This window comes from Streptomyces gottesmaniae (assembly GCF_031845845.1).
In the GTDB taxonomy this organism is placed as follows: domain Bacteria; phylum Actinomycetota; class Actinomycetes; order Streptomycetales; family Streptomycetaceae; genus Streptomyces; species Streptomyces akebiae.
The window spans coordinates 170,348-186,476 of the sequence record NZ_JAVRFJ010000005.1 but is presented as its reverse complement, the minus strand read 5'-3'; the positions used below and the strand labels follow the sequence as shown (position 1 = coordinate 186,476).

Below are 16,129 nucleotides of genomic sequence, written 5' to 3'. Positions count from 1 at the left end.
GCGGGGCGTCCGCAGATCGGGTGCATCGGGCGGACGGGGAGAACCGGACCGCGGGGGGATCCGTCCTGTCAGTGCGGTGCTCTAGTCTCCCGGCAGGCTGTGGGCGTGCGGATGTTCGGTGTCCGCACGTTCCAGCGCTGAGCGGGAGCGGCGGTACCGGCCGTACTGATATTCGGACAGTTCATCGGACCTCGGCGGAAAGGCATCATGAAGCCCGTGTCCCAGGCGACCTCCCTGCGCCGCGCCCCCGTGCAACGGCGCAGTGCCGAACGACTGACCAGGATCCTCGACGCCTGCGCCGACCTCCTCGACGAGGTCGGCTACGACGCGCTGAGCACCCGCGCCGTGGCGCTGCGCGCGGGTGTGCCCATCGGCTCCGTCTACCGCTTCTTCGGCAACAAGCGCGCGATGGCCGACGCGCTGGCCGAACGCAACCTGGACCGTTTCACCGACCGGGTCAGCCGCCGCCTCCACGCGAGGGGCCGCCGGGACTGGCGCACCGCGATGGACGCCGTCCTGGACGAGTACCTCGACATGAAACGCAACACCCCGGGCTTCGCCCTCATCGACTTCGGCAACCAGATCCCGGTCGGCGGCAGCCGCCAGGAACCCAATCACCGCGTCGCCGACCGCCTGTCCGACCTGCTCTCCGCGTTCATCGACCGCACCCCCGACGAGGACCTGCGCCGCACCTTCCTGATCGCCGTCGAGACCGCCGACACCCTGGTGCACCTGGCCTTCCGGGTCTCCCCGGAGGGCGACGAGCGGATCATCGCGGAGATGCGGGAGCTGCTGCGGGCCTATCTCGCGCGCGTACTGGACTGAGCCGGTGCGCCGGGCCCGGCGCACCGGCCGGGCCGCCGGGCGCCCGTCCGCGTGACCGGCCGCCTCCGTGAAGCCGTGACCCAGAGGTCCGGCGCAGCCCCGCTTCGCGGTTTCCCGACAAGACCACCCGCAGCCCCTCCCCGTGATGCATACCGGTCGGTATGCTCGGCCTCGGTGCCGCGCGCCCTGCGCGCGGCACCCGTCCGAGCGTCACCGTCGCCGCCGCCCCCTCCGGGAGGACCCGTGTCCACCACCACCGACTCCCGCACCGCCCTGCGCGTCTGCCCGCTCTGCGAGGCGACCTGCGGACTCACCCTCACCATCGAGGGGACCCGGGTCACCGGGGCTCGCGGTGACCGGGACGATGTGTTCAGCAAGGGATTCATCTGCCCCAAGGGCGCCTCGTTCGGGGCGGCCGACGGCGACCCCGACCGGCTGCGCACCCCGCTGGTCCGCAAGGACGGGGAACTGCGGGAGGCCACCTGGGCCGAGGCCTTCGACGCCGTCGCCGCCGGACTGCGACCGGTCGTCGAGGCACACGGTCCGAACGCCGTCGGCGTCGTCCTCGGCAACCCCAACGTCCACACCATGGCCGGTGCCCTCTATCCGCCCGTCCTGCTCGCCGGACTCGGCACCCGCAGCCTGTTCACCGCCTCCACCGTCGACCAGATGCCCAAGCACGTCTCCAGCGGACTGCTCTACGGCGACGCCCACGCCATCCCTGTCCCCGACCTGGACCGCACCGACCATCTGCTGCTCCTCGGTGCCAACCCCCTGGAGTCCAACGGCAGTCTGTGCACCGCCCCCGACTTCCCCGGCAAGCTCAAGGCCCTCAAGGCGCGCGGCGGCACCCTCACCGTCGTCGACCCCCGCCTGACCCGCACGGCCAAGCTCGCCGACCGGCACGTCGCCATCCGGCCGGGCACCGACGCGCTGCTGCTGGCGGCGATGGCCCAGGTGCTGTTCGAGGAGGCGCTCGTCGACCTCGGGGACCTCGCCCCGCATGTCCAGGGGGTGGACGAACTCGCCTCCGCCATGAGGGAGTTCACCCCCGAGGCCGTCGCCGGGGCCTGTGACGTCGACGCCGGGACCATCCGCGCGCTCGCCCGTGAACTGGCCGCCGCGCCCACCGCCGCCGTCTACGGCCGCATCGGCAGCTGCACCGTCCCGCACGGCACCCTCGCCAGCTGGCTGGTCGACGTCCTCAACATCCTCACCGGCAACCTCGACCGGCCCGGCGGCGCCCTGTTCCCGCACTCCGCGACGGACAAGACGCCCCGGCCCGCCGGACCCGGCCGGGGCTTCGCCCTCGGGCGCTGGCACAGCCGGGTCGGCGGCCACCCCGAGGCCAAGGGCGAACTGCCGCTGTCCGCGCTCGCCGAGGAGATCGACACCGCCACCCCCGAGGGCAGCCCGATCCGCGCCCTCGTCACCGTCGCCGCCAACCCCGTGCTCTCCGCCCCCGACGGCGACCGCCTCGACAAGGCCCTCGACTCGCTGGACTTCATGGTCAGCGTCGACCCCTACCTCGGCGAGACCGCACGCCACGCCGACGTGGTCCTGCCGCCGCCCCCGCCCTCGCAGGCCCCGCACTTCGACTTCGCGTTCAACGCCTTCGCCGTGCGCAACCAGGTCCGTTACAACCGCGCCGCCGTCCCCCTGGAGGACGGCCGCATGGCCGAGACGGAGATCCTCGCCCGTCTCACCCTCGCCGCCACCGGGATGCACGGCGCCGACCCCTCCGCCGTCGACGACCTCGTCATCGGCCAGACCCTGGGCAAGGCCGTGCGGGAGGCCCACTCACCCGTCCACGGCCGCGACCCGCGCGAACTGGCGGGCCTGCTCACCGGCGACACCGGCCCCGAGCGCCGGCTCGACATGATGCTGCGCCTCGGCCCCTACGGCGAGGGCTTCGGTGCCCACCCGGACGGACTGACGCTGGACAAGCTCCTCGCCCACCCGCACGGCATCGACCTCGGGCCGCTGAAGCCCCGGCTGCCGCAGCCGCTGAAGACGGTCAGCGGCAGGATCGAACTGCTGCCGCGGCCGATCGTCGACGATCTGCCGAGGCTTCGCACCGCCCTGCGCGAGCGCCCGGACGGCCTGGTCCTCATCGGCCGCCGCCATCTGCGGTCCAACAACAGCTGGTTGCACAACATCCCCGCCCTCACCGGCGGCACCAACCGCTGCACCCTGCACATCCACCCCGACGACGCCGACCGCCTCGGCCTCGCCGACGGCGACGCCGTACGGATCAAGGGCGCCGGGGGAGAGGTCACCGCTCCCGCCGAGGTCACCGACGTCGTACGACAGGGTGTCGTGAGCCTTCCGCACGGCTGGGGACACGACCGTCCGGGCACCCGCATGAGCCACGCGGCGGTCGACCCCGGGGTCAACGTCAACCAGCTCCTCGACGGCTCGCTGCTCGACCCGCTGTCGGGCAACGCGGTCCTCAACGGCATCCCCGTGGAACTGTCCCGAGCAGGCGCAACGCTGTGACCAGGAGTTCTGCGCTTATTGCTCGCATGTCAACGTCTTGTTAAGACTTGTCGGGCCGCCCTAACGTCGTCGCACCGCCGGTGCCCTGGTGGGAGTTCAAGGGCGAACGTTAGGTATCCACATGTTGACCATCCTCGGCTTCGCCATGATCGCGACCTTCCTGGTCCTGATCATGATGAAGAAGATGTCGCCGATCGCGGCACTCGTACTGATCCCCGCGCTCTTCTGCGTGTTCGTCGGAAAGGGAGCCCAACTCGGCGACTACGTCATCGAGGGGGTGGGCAATCTCGCGCCCACCGCCGCGATGCTGATGTTCGCCATCGTCTACTTCGGCCTCATGATCGACGTCGGCCTCTTCGACCCGATCGTCCGAGGCATCCTGAAGTTCTGCAAGGCCGACCCCCTGCGCATCGTCGTCGGCACGGCCCTGCTCGCCGCGATCGTCTCGCTGGACGGCGACGGCTCGACCACCTTCATGATCACCGTCTCGGCGATGTACCCGCTGTACAAGCGCCTGAAGATGAGCCTGGTCGTGATGACCGGTGTCGCCGCCACCGCCAACGGCGTGATGAACACGCTGCCCTGGGGCGGCCCGACCGCCCGCGCCGCCACCGCGCTCAAGCTCGACGCCGGCGACATCTTCGTCCCGATGATCCCGGCGCTCCTCGTCGGCCTGCTCTTCGTCTTCGTCCTCGCCTACTTCCTCGGTCTGCGCGAGCGCAAGCGCCTCGGTGTGCTGAGCCTCGACGAGGTGCTGGAGCAGGAGAAGATCGTCAAGGACGAGGAGAAGTCCGGCTCCGAGGAGACCGTGCTCGTCGGCGCGGGCGCCTCGTCGGCCGCCGGATCCGGTTCCGGTGACGACAAGGTCCGTACGACGAAGGCCACCGGCGCGGCGGGCTCCGGCACCGACGCCGGGTCCGAGGACGACGACGTCGACGACGTCCGCCTCCAGGGGCTGGACCCCAACCGCCCGACGCTGCGCCCCAAGCTGTACTGGTTCAACGCGCTGCTCACGGTGGCACTGCTGACCGCCATGATCATGGAGCTGCTGCCGATCCCGGTGCTGTTCATCCTCGGCGCCGCGCTCGCGCTGACGGTCAACTTCCCCCACATCCCCGACCAGAAGGACCGGCTCGCCGCCCACGCGGACAACGTCCTCAACGTCTCCGGCATGGTCTTCGCCGCCGCCGTCTTCACCGGCGTCCTCCAGGGCACCGGCATGGTCGACTCGATGGCCAAGTGGATCGTCGACGGCATCCCGGGCGGCATGGGACCGCACATGGCCCTGGTCACCGGCTTCCTGAGCCTGCCGCTCACCTACTTCATGTCCAACGACGGCTTCTACTTCGGCGTCCTCCCGGTCCTCGCCGAGGCCGGTGCCGCCCACGGGGTCTCGCCGCTGGAGATCGCCCGCGCCTCCCTCGTCGGTCAGCCGCTGCACATGTCCAGCCCGCTGGTCCCGGCCGTGTACGTGCTCGTGGGTATGGCCAAGGTCGAGTTCGGCGACCACACCAAGTTCGTGGTGAAGTGGGCGGCGGCGACCTCGCTGATCATCCTCGCCGCCGGCGTGCTGTTCGGCATCATCTGAACCATGGAACCCGACTCCCCGGCACCGGAGCGAAGTTCCCTCGAACCGGCGTGAACTTCCCCCAGGAGGAACCGCATCATGAGGCCCGGTAGGAACCGCGGCTGGCTGCTCCGCCTCGTCATCGCCTTCAGCTTCGCGCAGGGGGCGGTGTCGATGGCCCGGCCCGCCGTGTCCTACCGGGCCCTCGCGTTGGGCGCCGACGAACGGGCCGTCGGTGTGATCGCGGGGGTCTACGCCCTGCTCCCGCTGTTCGCCGCCGTCCCGCTCGGCCGCAGGACCGACCAGGGCCGGTGCGCGCCCCTGCTGCCGATCGGGGTCGTCCTCATATCCGGCGGCTGTGTGATGAGCGGTCTGGCCGACTCCCTGGTGGCGATGGCCGTCTGGAGCGGTGTGATGGGCCTCGGTCACCTCTCCTTCGTGATCGGTGCCCAGTCCCTGGTGGCCCGCCAGTCCGCGCCGCACGAACACGACCGCAACTTCGGCCACTTCACCATCGGCGCCTCCCTCGGCCAACTGGTCGGCCCGATCGCCGCGGGCGCCCTGATCGGCGGCCCGGACATGGCCCGGACGAGCGCCCTGGCGCTGGTGGTCGCGGGGGCCGGGGCGGCGGTCGCGGTCACCTCGCTGTGGCGGATAGAGCGCCCCGTCGACCCCGACTCCCGTACGGCGCGGGGCGAACGCGTGCCGGTGCACCGCATTCTGCGCACCCGTGGCGTGCCGGGGGGCATCTTCATCAGCCTCGCCGTGCTGTCGGCGACGGACATCCTCACCGCGTATCTGCCGGTGGTCGGTGAACACCGGGGCATCTCGCCGTCGGTCATCGGCCTCCTGCTGAGCCTGCGGGCGGCGGCGACCATCGCGTGCCGTCTGGTGATGACGCCCATGCTGCGGCTGCTCGGCCGGACCGCGCTGCTCACGGTCACCTGTGTGCTGGGGGCCCTGCTGTGCGCCGGGATCGCACTGCCGGTGCCGGTGTGGGCGCTGGCCCTGATCCTCGCCGCCCTCGGCTTCTGCCTCGGGGTGGGGCAGCCGCTGTCCATGACGACGGTGGTGCAGGCCGCGCCGGACGAGGCCCGGTCCACCGCCCTCGCGCTGCGACTGACGGGGAACCGGCTGGGACAGGCAGGGGCGCCGGCCGCCGCGGGTCTGATCGCCGGGGTCGCGGGCGTGGCCGCGCCGTTCGTGATGCTGGGCGCGCTGCTGCTGGTGTCGTCGGTCATCGCCCTGCGCTCGCCGGCGGAGCCGGGGCGGGGGAGCGGCACGCCGAAGGAGAAGAGGAACAGGCGGAGGGGGACGGCGAAGGGGGCGGCGAAGGGGACGGTGACGGGGGAGGGGAAGGGCTCCCGGCCCGGGGCTGCCCTGGGCCGTAAGGGGGATATCTGACGGGTCGTCGGGCGCGGCTCCTCCCGCGCCCGGTGGGATGTGACAGAGAGTCAGGCGAAAGAGCGATTTGTGTGAAAATCGTCTGACTCGGAGGTTCTGCATGTCCACCTCGTCCCGCCCGCGCCCCGCCGGAGTGCGCGCGAGTGCCGCCGCCGTCCTCGCGGCCCTCACCGTCACGGGAGCCAGCCTGATCACGGCACCGGCCGCCGTCGCCGCCCCGGGCGACCCCGACGTCGTGATCCACAAGGTGGGCTTCCCGTTCGACAACCAGCGCAACCAGCAGCTGGTCTGCGACTTCTACCTCTCCGCCTTCAACTTCCCCGCGGACCCCACGCCGACGCAGCGCATCAGCTGGACCATCGACCGCCAGCCGCCCGCACCGCGCACCGACCCCGTCGCCACCGGCGAGATCACCCTCGCGGCCGACGGCACCGGACACAGCACGCCCGTGGCGCCCGAGAACGCGGCGCGCCTGCCCAACGGCAACTACGTGCTGACCTGGAGGACCATCGGCGGGACGCTGGAGGAGGGGCGCAGGGAGATCACCGTCAACTGCCCGCTCAACGGCCTCGCCGGACCCGAGGGCGCGGTTCCGGCCGGTGGCGGCGGTCTCGCCCTCACCCAGAACTTCTCGCCGGTCGCCGGCGCGGCCACCGTGGGTCTCGCCGCGGTCGGCGGCGTGGCCTATCTGCGGCTGCGCCGTCGCCGCGCCGATGGCGCCGCGTAGACGCCGGCGCAGGCCCTGGCACCGGACGCGCGCCTACCGCCTGACGCGGACGGTCGTCATGGCCACCGCGCTGGTGGTGGGCGGCGTCCATCTGGCGGAGGGCGGGGAACGGACCGGGACCGCCGAGGCCGGTTCCGCCTGGGCCGACTCCGGGGCGCGCGGTGCGGGGGCACCACGCGCCCGGGCGTCCCTCTACTTCACGCCCCCGCCGCCCGAGGAGCCCGCACCCTCCCAGCCCCCGACCGCGACCGCCGAGCAACGGGCCGAGCGCACCGGACCGGCCGCGCCGACCGGGCCCGGGACCGCGGAGGACTCCCGGCCCTCGAACCGGTGGGCGACCCAGACGCCCGCCCGGCCGACGGCGCCCCCACCCTCCCAGCTCGTACGGCCCGCGCCGCCCACCCCCGGGCCGGCCGTGCCGCGGAAGCCCGCCCGCCCCCGTGCGCTGCCGCCCTCCCCGGCGAAGACCGTCACCATCCCCTACCTCGGCATCGAGGCGCCGGTGACCGGTCTCCGCCTCGACGACCGTCGACGGCTCCCCGCACCGCCGGACGACAAGCCGAAGCTGGTCGGCTGGTACACGGAGGGGCCCGCGCCCGGCGGACCCGGCACGGCGGTCGTCGTCGGTCACCGGGACACCCGGACCGGCCCCGCCGTCTTCGCCGCGCTGGACGTGATCAAGCCCGGCCGTCTGGTGGAGGTCCTGCGGGCGGACGGCCGCACCGCCGTCTACACCGTGGACGCCGTGAAGTCGTACGAGAAGGACCGCTTCCCCAGCAAGAAGGTGTACGGCCATCGCGGGCGCCCCGAACTGCGCCTGATCACCTGCGGTGGCACGTACGACCGGCGGAAGGGCTACGGGAGCAACGTCGTCGTCTTCGCCCACCTCACCGCCACCAGGGAGCCGGCGCGCCGGCCGTGAACGAGCGCGCGAGCCGTGCACCAGTGCGTAGCCGTGCATGGCGCGCGCACGCCGTGAACCGGCGCTCAGGGCGTGCGCCGACCGCCTCGGCGAGCCCCGGGGGCGTACGGACGCACACGGGAACCGACCCCGGCGCGGCCGACACAACCGGAAGCAGCGGTACCGCTAGAGGTGGACGCATGAACGTACACCCCGCCTCCCCCCGAGCCCGCCGTGTCACCCGCGCCCGGGTCGCCCTCGCCGCCACCGCCTGTCTGCTGGTGGTGGGCGCCCCGACCGCGTACGCCACCCTCGCCGAGGACGCCCCCACCGGCTCCGTGGTCGCCCCGGCGCGCGGGACGCCCTACATCGAGACGCGGCTCCTCTTCGGCACCGAACGGCCCGACGGCGGTCCGGCCGTCACCGACGAGCAGTTCATGACCTTCGTCGACCGCGAGGTCACCCCCGGGTTTCCGGACGGGCTGACCGTGCGGGAGGGGCGTGGGCAGTGGCGGGACGCGACCGGGACGATCGAGAAGGAGCGGTCGTACGAGCTGATCCTGCTGTATCCGGTGTCGTCGGCCACCGCTAGCGACCGGAGGATCGAGGAGATCCGCGGCGACTATCGCGCCGCGTTCGCGCAGGAGGCCGTGGCGCGGGTCGACGACAGGAAGCGGGTCGACTTCTGAGGCGCGGAGGCGCGGACGCATCCAGGCTCCCCGCCGCACGGCGCCGCCGCGCCGCCGACGAGTCCCGCCTCACTCCCCGAAGGCCTGGTGCCGGAAAACTATCAGGGCTAGTTTTTGGGGCGGACGACGACGCCCGCTCGGGAGGCAGCACGATGAAGGCACACGACGGCATGTACATCGGCGGTACCTGGCGCCCCGCCGCCGGGACCGACACGATCGAGGTCGTGAACCCGGCCGACGAGCAGGTGATCGGCCGCGTCCCGGCGGGGACCGCCGAGGACGTCGACGCCGCCGTGGGCGCCGCCCGCGCCGCGCTGCCCGGCTGGGCCGCGACTCCGCCCGCCGAGCGGGGAGCGATCATCGGGGCGCTGCGCGACGCGCTCGCCGCGCGCCGGGAGGAGATCGCCGAGACGGTCACGGCCGAGCTCGGCTCGCCGCTGCCGCTCTCCCAGAGGGTGCACGCGGACCTGCCGGTCACGGTCGCCGGCTCGTACGCCGAGCTGGCCGCCGAGCACGCCTTCGAGGAGAAGGTCGGCAACTCCACCGTGCACCACGAGCCCATCGGCGTCGTCGGCGCGATCACCCCCTGGAACTACCCGCTGCACCAGGTCGTCGCCAAGGTCGCCCCGGCCCTCGCCGCCGGCTGCACCGTGGTCCTGAAGCCCGCCGAGGACACCCCGCTGACCGCGCAGCTCTTCGCCGAGGCCGTCCACGAGGCGGGCGTACCCGCCGGAGTGTTCAACCTGGTCACCGGTCTGGGCCCGGTGGCCGGGCAGGCGCTCGCCGAGCACGACGGCGTCGACCTGGTCTCCTTCACCGGCTCCACGGCGGTGGGCCGACGCATCGCCGCGACCGCCGGGGCCGCCGTCAAGAAGGTGGCCCTGGAGCTCGGCGGCAAGTCCGCCAACGTGATCCTCCCGAGCGCCGACCTCGCCAAGGCGGTGAGCGTCGGCGTCGCCAACGTCATGTCCAACTCCGGTCAGACGTGCAGCGCCTGGACCCGGATGCTCGTCCACACCTCCCAGTACGACGAGGCCGTCGAGCTGGCCGCCCAGGCCGCCGCGAAGTACGGCGACCGCATCGGCCCGCTCGTCAACGCCAAGCAGCAGGCGCGGGTGCGGGGTTACATCGAGAAGGGTGTGGCCGAGGGCGCCCGCCTGATCGCGGGCGGCCCCGAATCCCCGCGCGAGCAGGGCTACTTCGTCAGCCCCACCGTCTTCGCCGACGTCACCCCCGAGATGACGATCGCCCAGGAGGAGATCTTCGGCCCGGTCCTGTCGATCCTGCGCTACGAGGACGAGGCCGACGCCCTGCGGATCGCCAACGGCACGGTGTACGGGCTGGCCGGCGCGGTCTGGGCCGGTGACGAGAGCGAGGCCGTGGCCTTCGCCCGCCGGATGGACACCGGTCAGGTCGACATCAACGGCGGTCGCTTCAACCCGCGCGCCCCGTTCGGGGGGTACAAGCAGTCGGGAGTGGGGCGCGAGTTGGGCGCGCACGGCCTGGCGGAGTACCTCCAGACCAAGTCCCTTCAGTTCTGACCGGTTCGAGGAGAGTCGTCGCCATGGCCGTTCGAGCCGCTGTACTGCCCGCCGTCGGTGCCCCGTTGGAGGTCACGGAGATCGAGCTGCCGGATCCCGGACCCGGCCAGGTCCGGGTGCGGCTCGCCGCCGCCGGTGTCTGCCACTCCGACCTGTCGCTGTCCGACGGCACCATGCGGGTGCCGGTGCCCGCCGTGCTCGGCCACGAGGGCGCCGGCACCGTCCTGGCGGTCGGTGACGGGGTCACCCACGTCTCGCCCGGTGACGGAGTCGTCCTCAACTGGGCGCCCGCCTGCGGGAACTGCCACGCCTGCTCGCTCGGCGAGGTCTGGCTATGCGCGAACGCGCTGCTCGGCTCCGGGAACGTGTACGCCCGGCGCGCCTCCGACGGCGCCGACCTCCACCCCGGCCTGAACGTGGCCGCCTTCGCGGAGGAGACGGTCGTGGCCGCCGGCTGTGTGCTCCCCGCGCCGGACGGGGTTCCGCTCACCGACGCGGCCCTGCTCGGCTGCGCCGTCCTCACCGGCTACGGCGCGGTCCACCACTCGGCGCGGGTCCGGGAGGGCGAGACCGTCGCCGTGTTCGGGGCGGGCGGTGTCGGGCTCGCCGCGCTCCAGGCCGCGCGGATCGCCGGCGCGTCCCGGATCGTCGCCGTGGACGTCTCCGCGGCGAAGGAGGAGCTGGCCCGTGCGGCGGGGGCCACGGAGTACGTGGTCGCCTCGGAGAACACCGCCCGCGAGATCCGCGCGCTCACCGGCAAGCAGGGCGTGGACGTCGCCGTGGAGTGCGTCGGCCGCGCGGTCACCATCCGGACGGCCTGGGAGTCGACCCGGCGCGGCGGCCGGACCACGGTCGTCGGCATCGGCGGCAAGGACCAGCAGGTCACCTTCAACGCGTTGGAGATCTTCCACTGGGGCCGCACCCTCTCCGGGTGCGTCTACGGCAACTCCGACCCGGCGCGCGACGTGCCGGTCCTCGCCGACCATGTGCGCGCCGGCCGCCTGGACCTGTCCGCCCTGGTGACCGACCGCATCTCCCTGGACGACATCCCGGTGGCCTTCGACAACATGCGCGCCGGCAAGGGCGGCAGGGCTCTGGTCACGTTCTGATCCACCCGCGGGCGAGCGGGGGCCGGACGCGCGCAGCTGGCGCGGGGAACGGCGCGCCCAGCCCCCACCCACCCGCGACCGAACGAACCCCCTCGCAACCGAACGAACCCTCCCTCGCGATCGAACGAACCACCCCTCACCCGAACCCGTCCGTGCACGACCGTTGACCTACATACCGTCCGGTCAGTACGTTCCCCGGCAACGTCCCCGCACCCATCGGAGTGTGCTCGCATGGACACCGCTCCCGTTTCCGTCCCCGTCACCACCTCCCGCCCCCAGAGCCACCGCAAGGTGGCCACCGCCGCGGCGCTCGCCTCGGCCGTGGAGTGGTACGACTACTTCGTCTTCGGCATAGCCGCCGCCCTCGTCCTGGGCGACCTCTACTTCCCGGCCGGCAGCTCCTCCGCCGGAGTCCTCGCCGCGTTCGCCACCTTCGCCGTCGGCTTCCTCGCCCGCCCCCTCGGCGGTGTCGTCGCCGGTCACCTCGGCGACAAACGGGGCCGCAAGCCGATGCTCGTCCTGGCGCTCACCCTGATGGGCGTCGCCACCACCGGCATCGGCCTCCTCCCCACGTACGAGACGATCGGGATCGCCGCTCCGGTCCTGCTCGTCCTCCTCCGGGTCGCCCAGGGGGTGGCCGTCGGCGCCCAGTGGGGCGGCGCGATGCTGCTGGCCACCGAGTACGCCCCCGAGGGCAAGCGCGGGGTGTACGGCAGCTTCGTCCAACTCGGCGTCCCCATCGGCGTGGTGAGCGCCAACACGATGTTCCTCGTCGTCGGCGCGGCCACCAGTGACACGGCCTTCGCCGCATGGGGCTGGCGGGTGCCCTTCCTGGTCGGCCTGTTCGTCCTCGGCCTCGCCTGGTACATCCACCGCCACGTCGAGGAGACCCCCGAATTCCGTGCGGCGGAGCGGGAGCTGGCGGAGAAGGAGAAGGGCGAGAAGAGTTCTCCGCTCAGGACGATCCTGCGCGGTCATCTCGGCACGGTCTTCCTGGCCGGCGGCTCCTTCGCCGTGAACACCGCGACGTTCTACATCCTCATCACCGGTGTCCTCGACTACACCACCCGCGAACTCGACATGAAACGCAGCGCCGTCCTCGCGGTGTCCCTGTGCGTCAGCCTCACCCAGCTGGTCCTGATCCCCGCCGCCGCGGCCCTCTCCGACCGCGTCGGCAGGATCCGGATCTACGCGTTCGGCGCGGCCGGCATCGCCCTGTGGGCCGTCCCGCTGTTCCTGCTCATCGACACCGGCTCCCTGCTGTGGCTCGCCGTCGGCACCTTCGTCGCCAGCTGCTTCCTCAGCATCATGTACGGGCCCCAGGCCGCCCTGTTCGCCGAGCTGTTCACCCCCGAGATGCGCTACACCGGCGCCTCCCTCGGCTACCAGATCGCGGCGGTGTTCGGCGGCGGCCTCGCCCCGTTCCTGATGGTCCTCCTGCTGGAGGCCACCGGCACGTCCATGGCGGTTTCGGCGTACATCATCGGGCTCTCGGTGATCGCCCTCGTCTCGATCAAGATCCTTGCGGGGAGGGCGAGTTCACGAGCGGAGGGTTAGGCACCTCAGGCTCCGGCTCAGGCTCCGGCTCCGCCCACGCGCCGACGGCCCGGTCCGCGGCCCCGGATTCCTCCGGGGCCGCGCGAACCGGGCCGTTCGCGGCTTGTCGGACGCGGTTCCGCGCGGCCCTCGTGCGGCGAGAGGGCGTGCCGGGCGTCGCGACGCCGCGGAGATCCATCAGAAACACCCCCTAGCGGGGCGCGACCCGCTCGTACTGCTGCTCCAGTCCGTCCAGCAGTGCCCGCAGCCCCACCTCGAACGCCCGCTCGTCGACCTTCTGCTGCTGCTCGGCCAGCAGGTGGGCCTGCCCGAGATGCGGGTAGTCGGTGGGGTCGTAGGCGCTCTCGTCGTCCACGAACCCACCGGCGAACGACCCGATCGCGGACCCCATGATGAAGTACCGCATCAGCGCCCCGATGGACGTGGCCTGGGCCGCCGGCCACCCCGCCTCGACCATCGCCCCGAACACGACGTCGGCGACCCGCAGTCCCGCCGGCCGCCGACCGGGTCCCCGCGCGAGGATCGGCACGATGTTGGGGTGGTCGCGCAGTGCGGCCCGGTACGAGACGGCCCAGTCGTGCAGCGCGGTCCGCCAGTCCCGCCCGTCCCGGAACATCGACAGGTCGACCTGCGCGCTCACCGAGTCGGCGACCGCCTCCAGGATCTGGTCCATGGTGCGGAAGTGGTTGTAGAGGGAAGGTCCGCTCACCCCGAGTTCGGCGGCGAGCCGTCGCGTGGAGACCGCCGCCAGCCCCTCCGCGTCCACCAGTGCCCGCGCCGTCTCCACGATGCGGTCGGTGCTCAACAGGGGCTTGCGCGGTCGGGCCATGGCGCACATAGTAGGGCTGAAGCCTAAAACTAGCAGTGGTAATTTAACGGGGAACGGACGAGAGGCGGGCTGCGTGAACCTGGAGCTCAGCGAGGAACAGACCGCCGCGCGCCGGCTCGCGAGGGACTTCGTGGAGCGCGAGATCGCGCCGCACGTCATCGCATGGGACCGCGCCGAGAGCGTCGACCGGGCGATCGTGAAGAAGCTCGGCGAGGTCGGCTTCCTGGGGCTCACCGTCGACGAGGAGTACGGCGGCTCCGGCGGCGACCATGTCACGTACTGCCTGGTCACCGAGGAGCTGGGCCGCGGCGACTCCTCCGTGCGCGGCATCGTCTCCGTCTCCCTCGGCCTGGTCGCGAAGACGATCGCGGCCTGGGGCGACGAGGAGCACAAGCGCCGCTGGCTGCCGGGGCTCACGGCGGGGGAGTACGTCGGCTGCTTCGGTCTCACCGAACCCGGCACCGGCTCCGACGCGGGCAACCTCGCCACCCGGGCCGTCCGCGACGGCGACGAGTACGTCATCAGTGGCACCAAGACCTTCATCACGAACGGCACCTGGGCCGACGTCGTCCTGCTCTTCGCCCGCTCCACCGACGCCCCCGGCCACAAGGGCGTCTCCGCCTTCCTCGTCCCCGCCGACGCCCCGGGCCTGACCCGGCGCACCATCCACGGCAAGCTCGGCCTGCGCGGCCAGGCCACCGCCGAACTGGTCCTGGAGGACGTCCGCGTCCCCGCCTCCGCCCTGCTCGGCCCCGAGGGCAAGGGCTTCACCGTCGCCATGTCCGCGCTCGCCAAGGGCCGGATGTCGGTCGCCGCCGGCTGCGTCGGCATCGCCCAGGCCGCGCTGGACGCGGCGGTCCGGTACGCGGGCGAGCGCGAGCAGTTCGGCAGGTCCATCGCCCACCATCAGCTCGTCCAGGAGCTCCTCAGCGACATCGCGGTGGACGTCGACGCGGCCCGACTGCTGACCTGGCGCGTCGCCGATCTCGTCGACCGGGGGCAGCCCTTCGCCACCGAGGCGAGCAAGGCCAAGCTGTTCGCCTCCGAGGCCGCCGTCCGCGCCGCCAACAACGCCCTCCAGGTCTTCGGCGGTTACGGCTACATCGACGAGTACCCGGCCGGAAAGCTCCTGCGTGACGCCCGGGTGATGACCCTCTACGAGGGCACCAGCCAGATACAGAAACTGCTCATCGGGCGGGCGCTGACGGGCGTTTCGGCCTTCTGAGCCCGGGGCCGCGCGCGAGTTCGAACCCGGTGCGGGCTGAGTATGCGAGGGCCGTCGGCTGAGTATCCCGACGGATGTGGTTCGGGCCACATCCGGCGGACCATGTCCCCATGAGTGAGACACCGGTCAAGCAGCAGAACACGGCGGCCTTCTACGGCCAGGCCGTCGCCTCCTTCGCCGTCGCCATGGCGGCCACCACCGTCGGCATCTACAACCTCGACGCCGACACCTGGGTCCGCGCCTTCCTGGCCATCGCGGTCCTCTACCTCGTGACCTCGTCCTTCACCCTGGCCAAGGTGATCCGCGACCGGCAGGAGGCCGGGCGGATCGTCAGCAGGGTCGACCAGGCCCGGCTGGAGAAGCTCCTCGCCGAGCACGACCCCTTCGAGAAGCTCTGAGGTCGGCGCGCGGCCCCGCGCACGACCCGGCTTCCGTACGGCACGGCCCTGAGCGGGGCTTCTAAGCGCCCGCTCACCTTCGGCGGTATGGTGGTGCCGAGCCATCGGAAGGGGCGAACGAGCGATGAGTACGGCGGAGGACACGGCGGGCGGCGAGCCGCAGCCGTGGGGCGAGGTCAACCCGGACGCGGCCCGGCGGCTGCTGGTGGCCGCCGTGGAGGCCTTCGCCGAGCGCGGCTACCACGCGACGACGACCCGGGACATCGCGGGGCGGGCGGGGATGAGTCCCGCCGCGCTGTACATCCACTACAAGACCAAGGAAGAACTGCTCCACCGGATCAGCCGCATCGGCCACGAGAAGGCCCTCGACGTACTGCGGACGGCGGCCCGGTCCGAGGGCGGCCCGGCCGACCGGCTCGCCGAGGCCGTGCGCTCCTTCGTCCGCTGGCACGCGGGGCAGCACACCGTCGCCCGTGTCGTGCAGTACGAACTCGACGCCCTCGGGCCCGAGGCCCGCGCCGAGATCGTCACCCTGCGCCGCGAGAACGACGCGGCCGTGCGCGGCATCATCGAGGACGGCGTCGCCTCGGGCGACTTCGACGTCCCCGACGTCCGCGGCACGACGGTCGCCATCCTCTCCCTCTGCATCGACGTGGCCCGCTGGTTCAACGTCAACGGCTCCCGCACTCCGGACGAGGTCGGCGCGCTGTACGCGGACCTCGTCCTGCGCATGGTGGGCGCGAAGAAGTGACCCTCGGCGATCGGGCCCGTCTTCGAAACATTCGAGGATCCGGGCCGGTCCGCTGATTCCTCCTCGGCGGGTCTTGGCGCATTGTCGCTGGTGCAGGAAGCGAATGT

14 protein-coding genes are annotated in these 16,129 nt (G+C 72.4%); 13 read left to right on the top strand and 1 reads right to left on the bottom strand.

Going from position 1 to position 16,129, the window contains the following annotated elements; translation table 11 throughout:
• Positions 1-207: 207 nt before the first annotated feature.
• The 10 genes from RM704_RS08280 (at position 208) to RM704_RS08235 (ending at position 12,819) form a co-directional block, all read left to right on the top strand.
• Positions 208-825 (top strand): TetR/AcrR family transcriptional regulator, encoded by a 618-nt coding sequence (locus RM704_RS08280; RefSeq protein WP_033531589.1) that lies wholly within the window; start codon positions 208-210, stop codon positions 823-825.
• Between the two features lie 243 nt (positions 826-1,068).
• Positions 1,069-3,324 carry a molybdopterin oxidoreductase family protein gene (locus RM704_RS08275; protein WP_033531590.1) on the top strand — a complete coding sequence of 752 codons (2,256 nt, stop codon included), beginning with the start codon at positions 1,069-1,071 and terminating at the stop codon, positions 3,322-3,324.
• A gap of 121 nt (positions 3,325-3,445) precedes the next feature.
• Positions 3,446-4,912 (top strand): CitMHS family transporter, encoded by a 1,467-nt coding sequence (locus tag RM704_RS08270; RefSeq protein ID WP_033531591.1) that lies wholly within the window; start codon positions 3,446-3,448, stop codon positions 4,910-4,912.
• Between the two features lie 78 nt (positions 4,913-4,990).
• Positions 4,991-6,295: an MFS transporter gene (locus RM704_RS08265; protein WP_033531592.1), complete on the top strand. Its 1,305-nt coding sequence runs from the start codon at positions 4,991-4,993 to the stop codon at positions 6,293-6,295.
• A gap of 100 nt (positions 6,296-6,395) precedes the next feature.
• On the top strand, positions 6,396-7,022 hold the full coding sequence (locus RM704_RS08260) for a hypothetical protein (protein WP_033531593.1): 627 nt from the start codon (positions 6,396-6,398) through the stop codon (positions 7,020-7,022).
• 58 nt (positions 7,023-7,080) lie between these two features.
• Entirely contained in the window at positions 7,081-7,944 is an 864-nt protein-coding gene (locus RM704_RS08255; RefSeq protein ID WP_033531594.1) for a class F sortase, read from the top strand.
• Between the two features lie 179 nt (positions 7,945-8,123).
• A complete protein-coding gene (locus RM704_RS08250; protein WP_033531595.1) occupies positions 8,124-8,612 on the top strand; it encodes a DUF3574 domain-containing protein in 489 nt (162 codons plus the stop codon).
• A 152-nt stretch (positions 8,613-8,764) separates the two neighbouring features.
• Positions 8,765-10,153 carry an aldehyde dehydrogenase family protein gene (locus tag RM704_RS08245; protein ID WP_033531596.1) on the top strand — a complete coding sequence of 463 codons (1,389 nt, stop codon included), beginning with the start codon at positions 8,765-8,767 and terminating at the stop codon, positions 10,151-10,153.
• Between the two features lie 23 nt (positions 10,154-10,176).
• Complete coding sequence (locus RM704_RS08240) at positions 10,177-11,262, top strand: Zn-dependent alcohol dehydrogenase (protein WP_033531597.1); 1,086 nt, start codon at positions 10,177-10,179, stop codon at positions 11,260-11,262.
• Positions 11,263-11,493: 231 nt separating this feature from the next.
• Entirely contained in the window at positions 11,494-12,819 is a 1,326-nt protein-coding gene (locus RM704_RS08235; protein WP_033531598.1) for an MFS transporter, read from the top strand.
• A gap of 190 nt (positions 12,820-13,009) precedes the next feature.
• On the opposite strand, the gene RM704_RS08230 is transcribed toward RM704_RS08235, so the two are convergent.
• Entirely contained in the window at positions 13,010-13,648 is a 639-nt protein-coding gene (locus RM704_RS08230; protein ID WP_033531599.1) for a TetR/AcrR family transcriptional regulator, read from the bottom strand.
• Positions 13,649-13,721: 73 nt separating this feature from the next.
• On the opposite strand from RM704_RS08230, the gene RM704_RS08225 reads away from it, so the two are divergent.
• The 3 genes from RM704_RS08225 to RM704_RS08215 all read left to right on the top strand — a co-directional run bounded on the left by RM704_RS08225 (position 13,722) and on the right by RM704_RS08215 (position 16,022).
• Positions 13,722-14,873, top strand: a complete 1,152-nt coding sequence (locus RM704_RS08225) for an acyl-CoA dehydrogenase family protein (RefSeq protein WP_033531600.1) — start codon at positions 13,722-13,724, stop codon at positions 14,871-14,873.
• A gap of 110 nt (positions 14,874-14,983) precedes the next feature.
• Positions 14,984-15,271: a YiaA/YiaB family inner membrane protein gene (locus RM704_RS08220; RefSeq protein WP_033531601.1), complete on the top strand. Its 288-nt coding sequence runs from the start codon at positions 14,984-14,986 to the stop codon at positions 15,269-15,271.
• A gap of 124 nt (positions 15,272-15,395) precedes the next feature.
• A complete protein-coding gene (locus tag RM704_RS08215) occupies positions 15,396-16,022 on the top strand; it encodes a TetR/AcrR family transcriptional regulator (protein WP_033531602.1) in 627 nt (208 codons plus the stop codon).
• Positions 16,023-16,129: the final 107 nt, after the last annotated feature.

Coding starts and splice junctions, on each gene's coding strand:
- RM704_RS08280 (WP_033531589.1), top strand. CDS start 208: ATGAAGCCCGTGTCCCAGGCGACCTCCCTGCGCCGCGCCCCCGTGCAA.
- RM704_RS08270 (WP_033531591.1), top strand. CDS start 3,446: ATGTTGACCATCCTCGGCTTCGCCATGATCGCGACCTTCCTGGTCCTG.
- RM704_RS08265 (WP_033531592.1), top strand. CDS start 4,991: ATGAGGCCCGGTAGGAACCGCGGCTGGCTGCTCCGCCTCGTCATCGCC.
- RM704_RS08260 (WP_033531593.1), top strand. CDS start 6,396: ATGTCCACCTCGTCCCGCCCGCGCCCCGCCGGAGTGCGCGCGAGTGCC.
- RM704_RS08255 (WP_033531594.1), top strand. CDS start 7,081: ATGGCCACCGCGCTGGTGGTGGGCGGCGTCCATCTGGCGGAGGGCGGG.
- RM704_RS08250 (WP_033531595.1), top strand. CDS start 8,124: ATGAACGTACACCCCGCCTCCCCCCGAGCCCGCCGTGTCACCCGCGCC.
- RM704_RS08245 (WP_033531596.1), top strand. CDS start 8,765: ATGAAGGCACACGACGGCATGTACATCGGCGGTACCTGGCGCCCCGCC.
- RM704_RS08240 (WP_033531597.1), top strand. CDS start 10,177: ATGGCCGTTCGAGCCGCTGTACTGCCCGCCGTCGGTGCCCCGTTGGAG.
- RM704_RS08235 (WP_033531598.1), top strand. CDS start 11,494: ATGGACACCGCTCCCGTTTCCGTCCCCGTCACCACCTCCCGCCCCCAG.
- RM704_RS08230 (WP_033531599.1), bottom strand. CDS start 13,648: ATGGCCCGACCGCGCAAGCCCCTGTTGAGCACCGACCGCATCGTGGAG.
- RM704_RS08220 (WP_033531601.1), top strand. CDS start 14,984: ATGAGTGAGACACCGGTCAAGCAGCAGAACACGGCGGCCTTCTACGGC.
- RM704_RS08215 (WP_033531602.1), top strand. CDS start 15,396: ATGAGTACGGCGGAGGACACGGCGGGCGGCGAGCCGCAGCCGTGGGGC.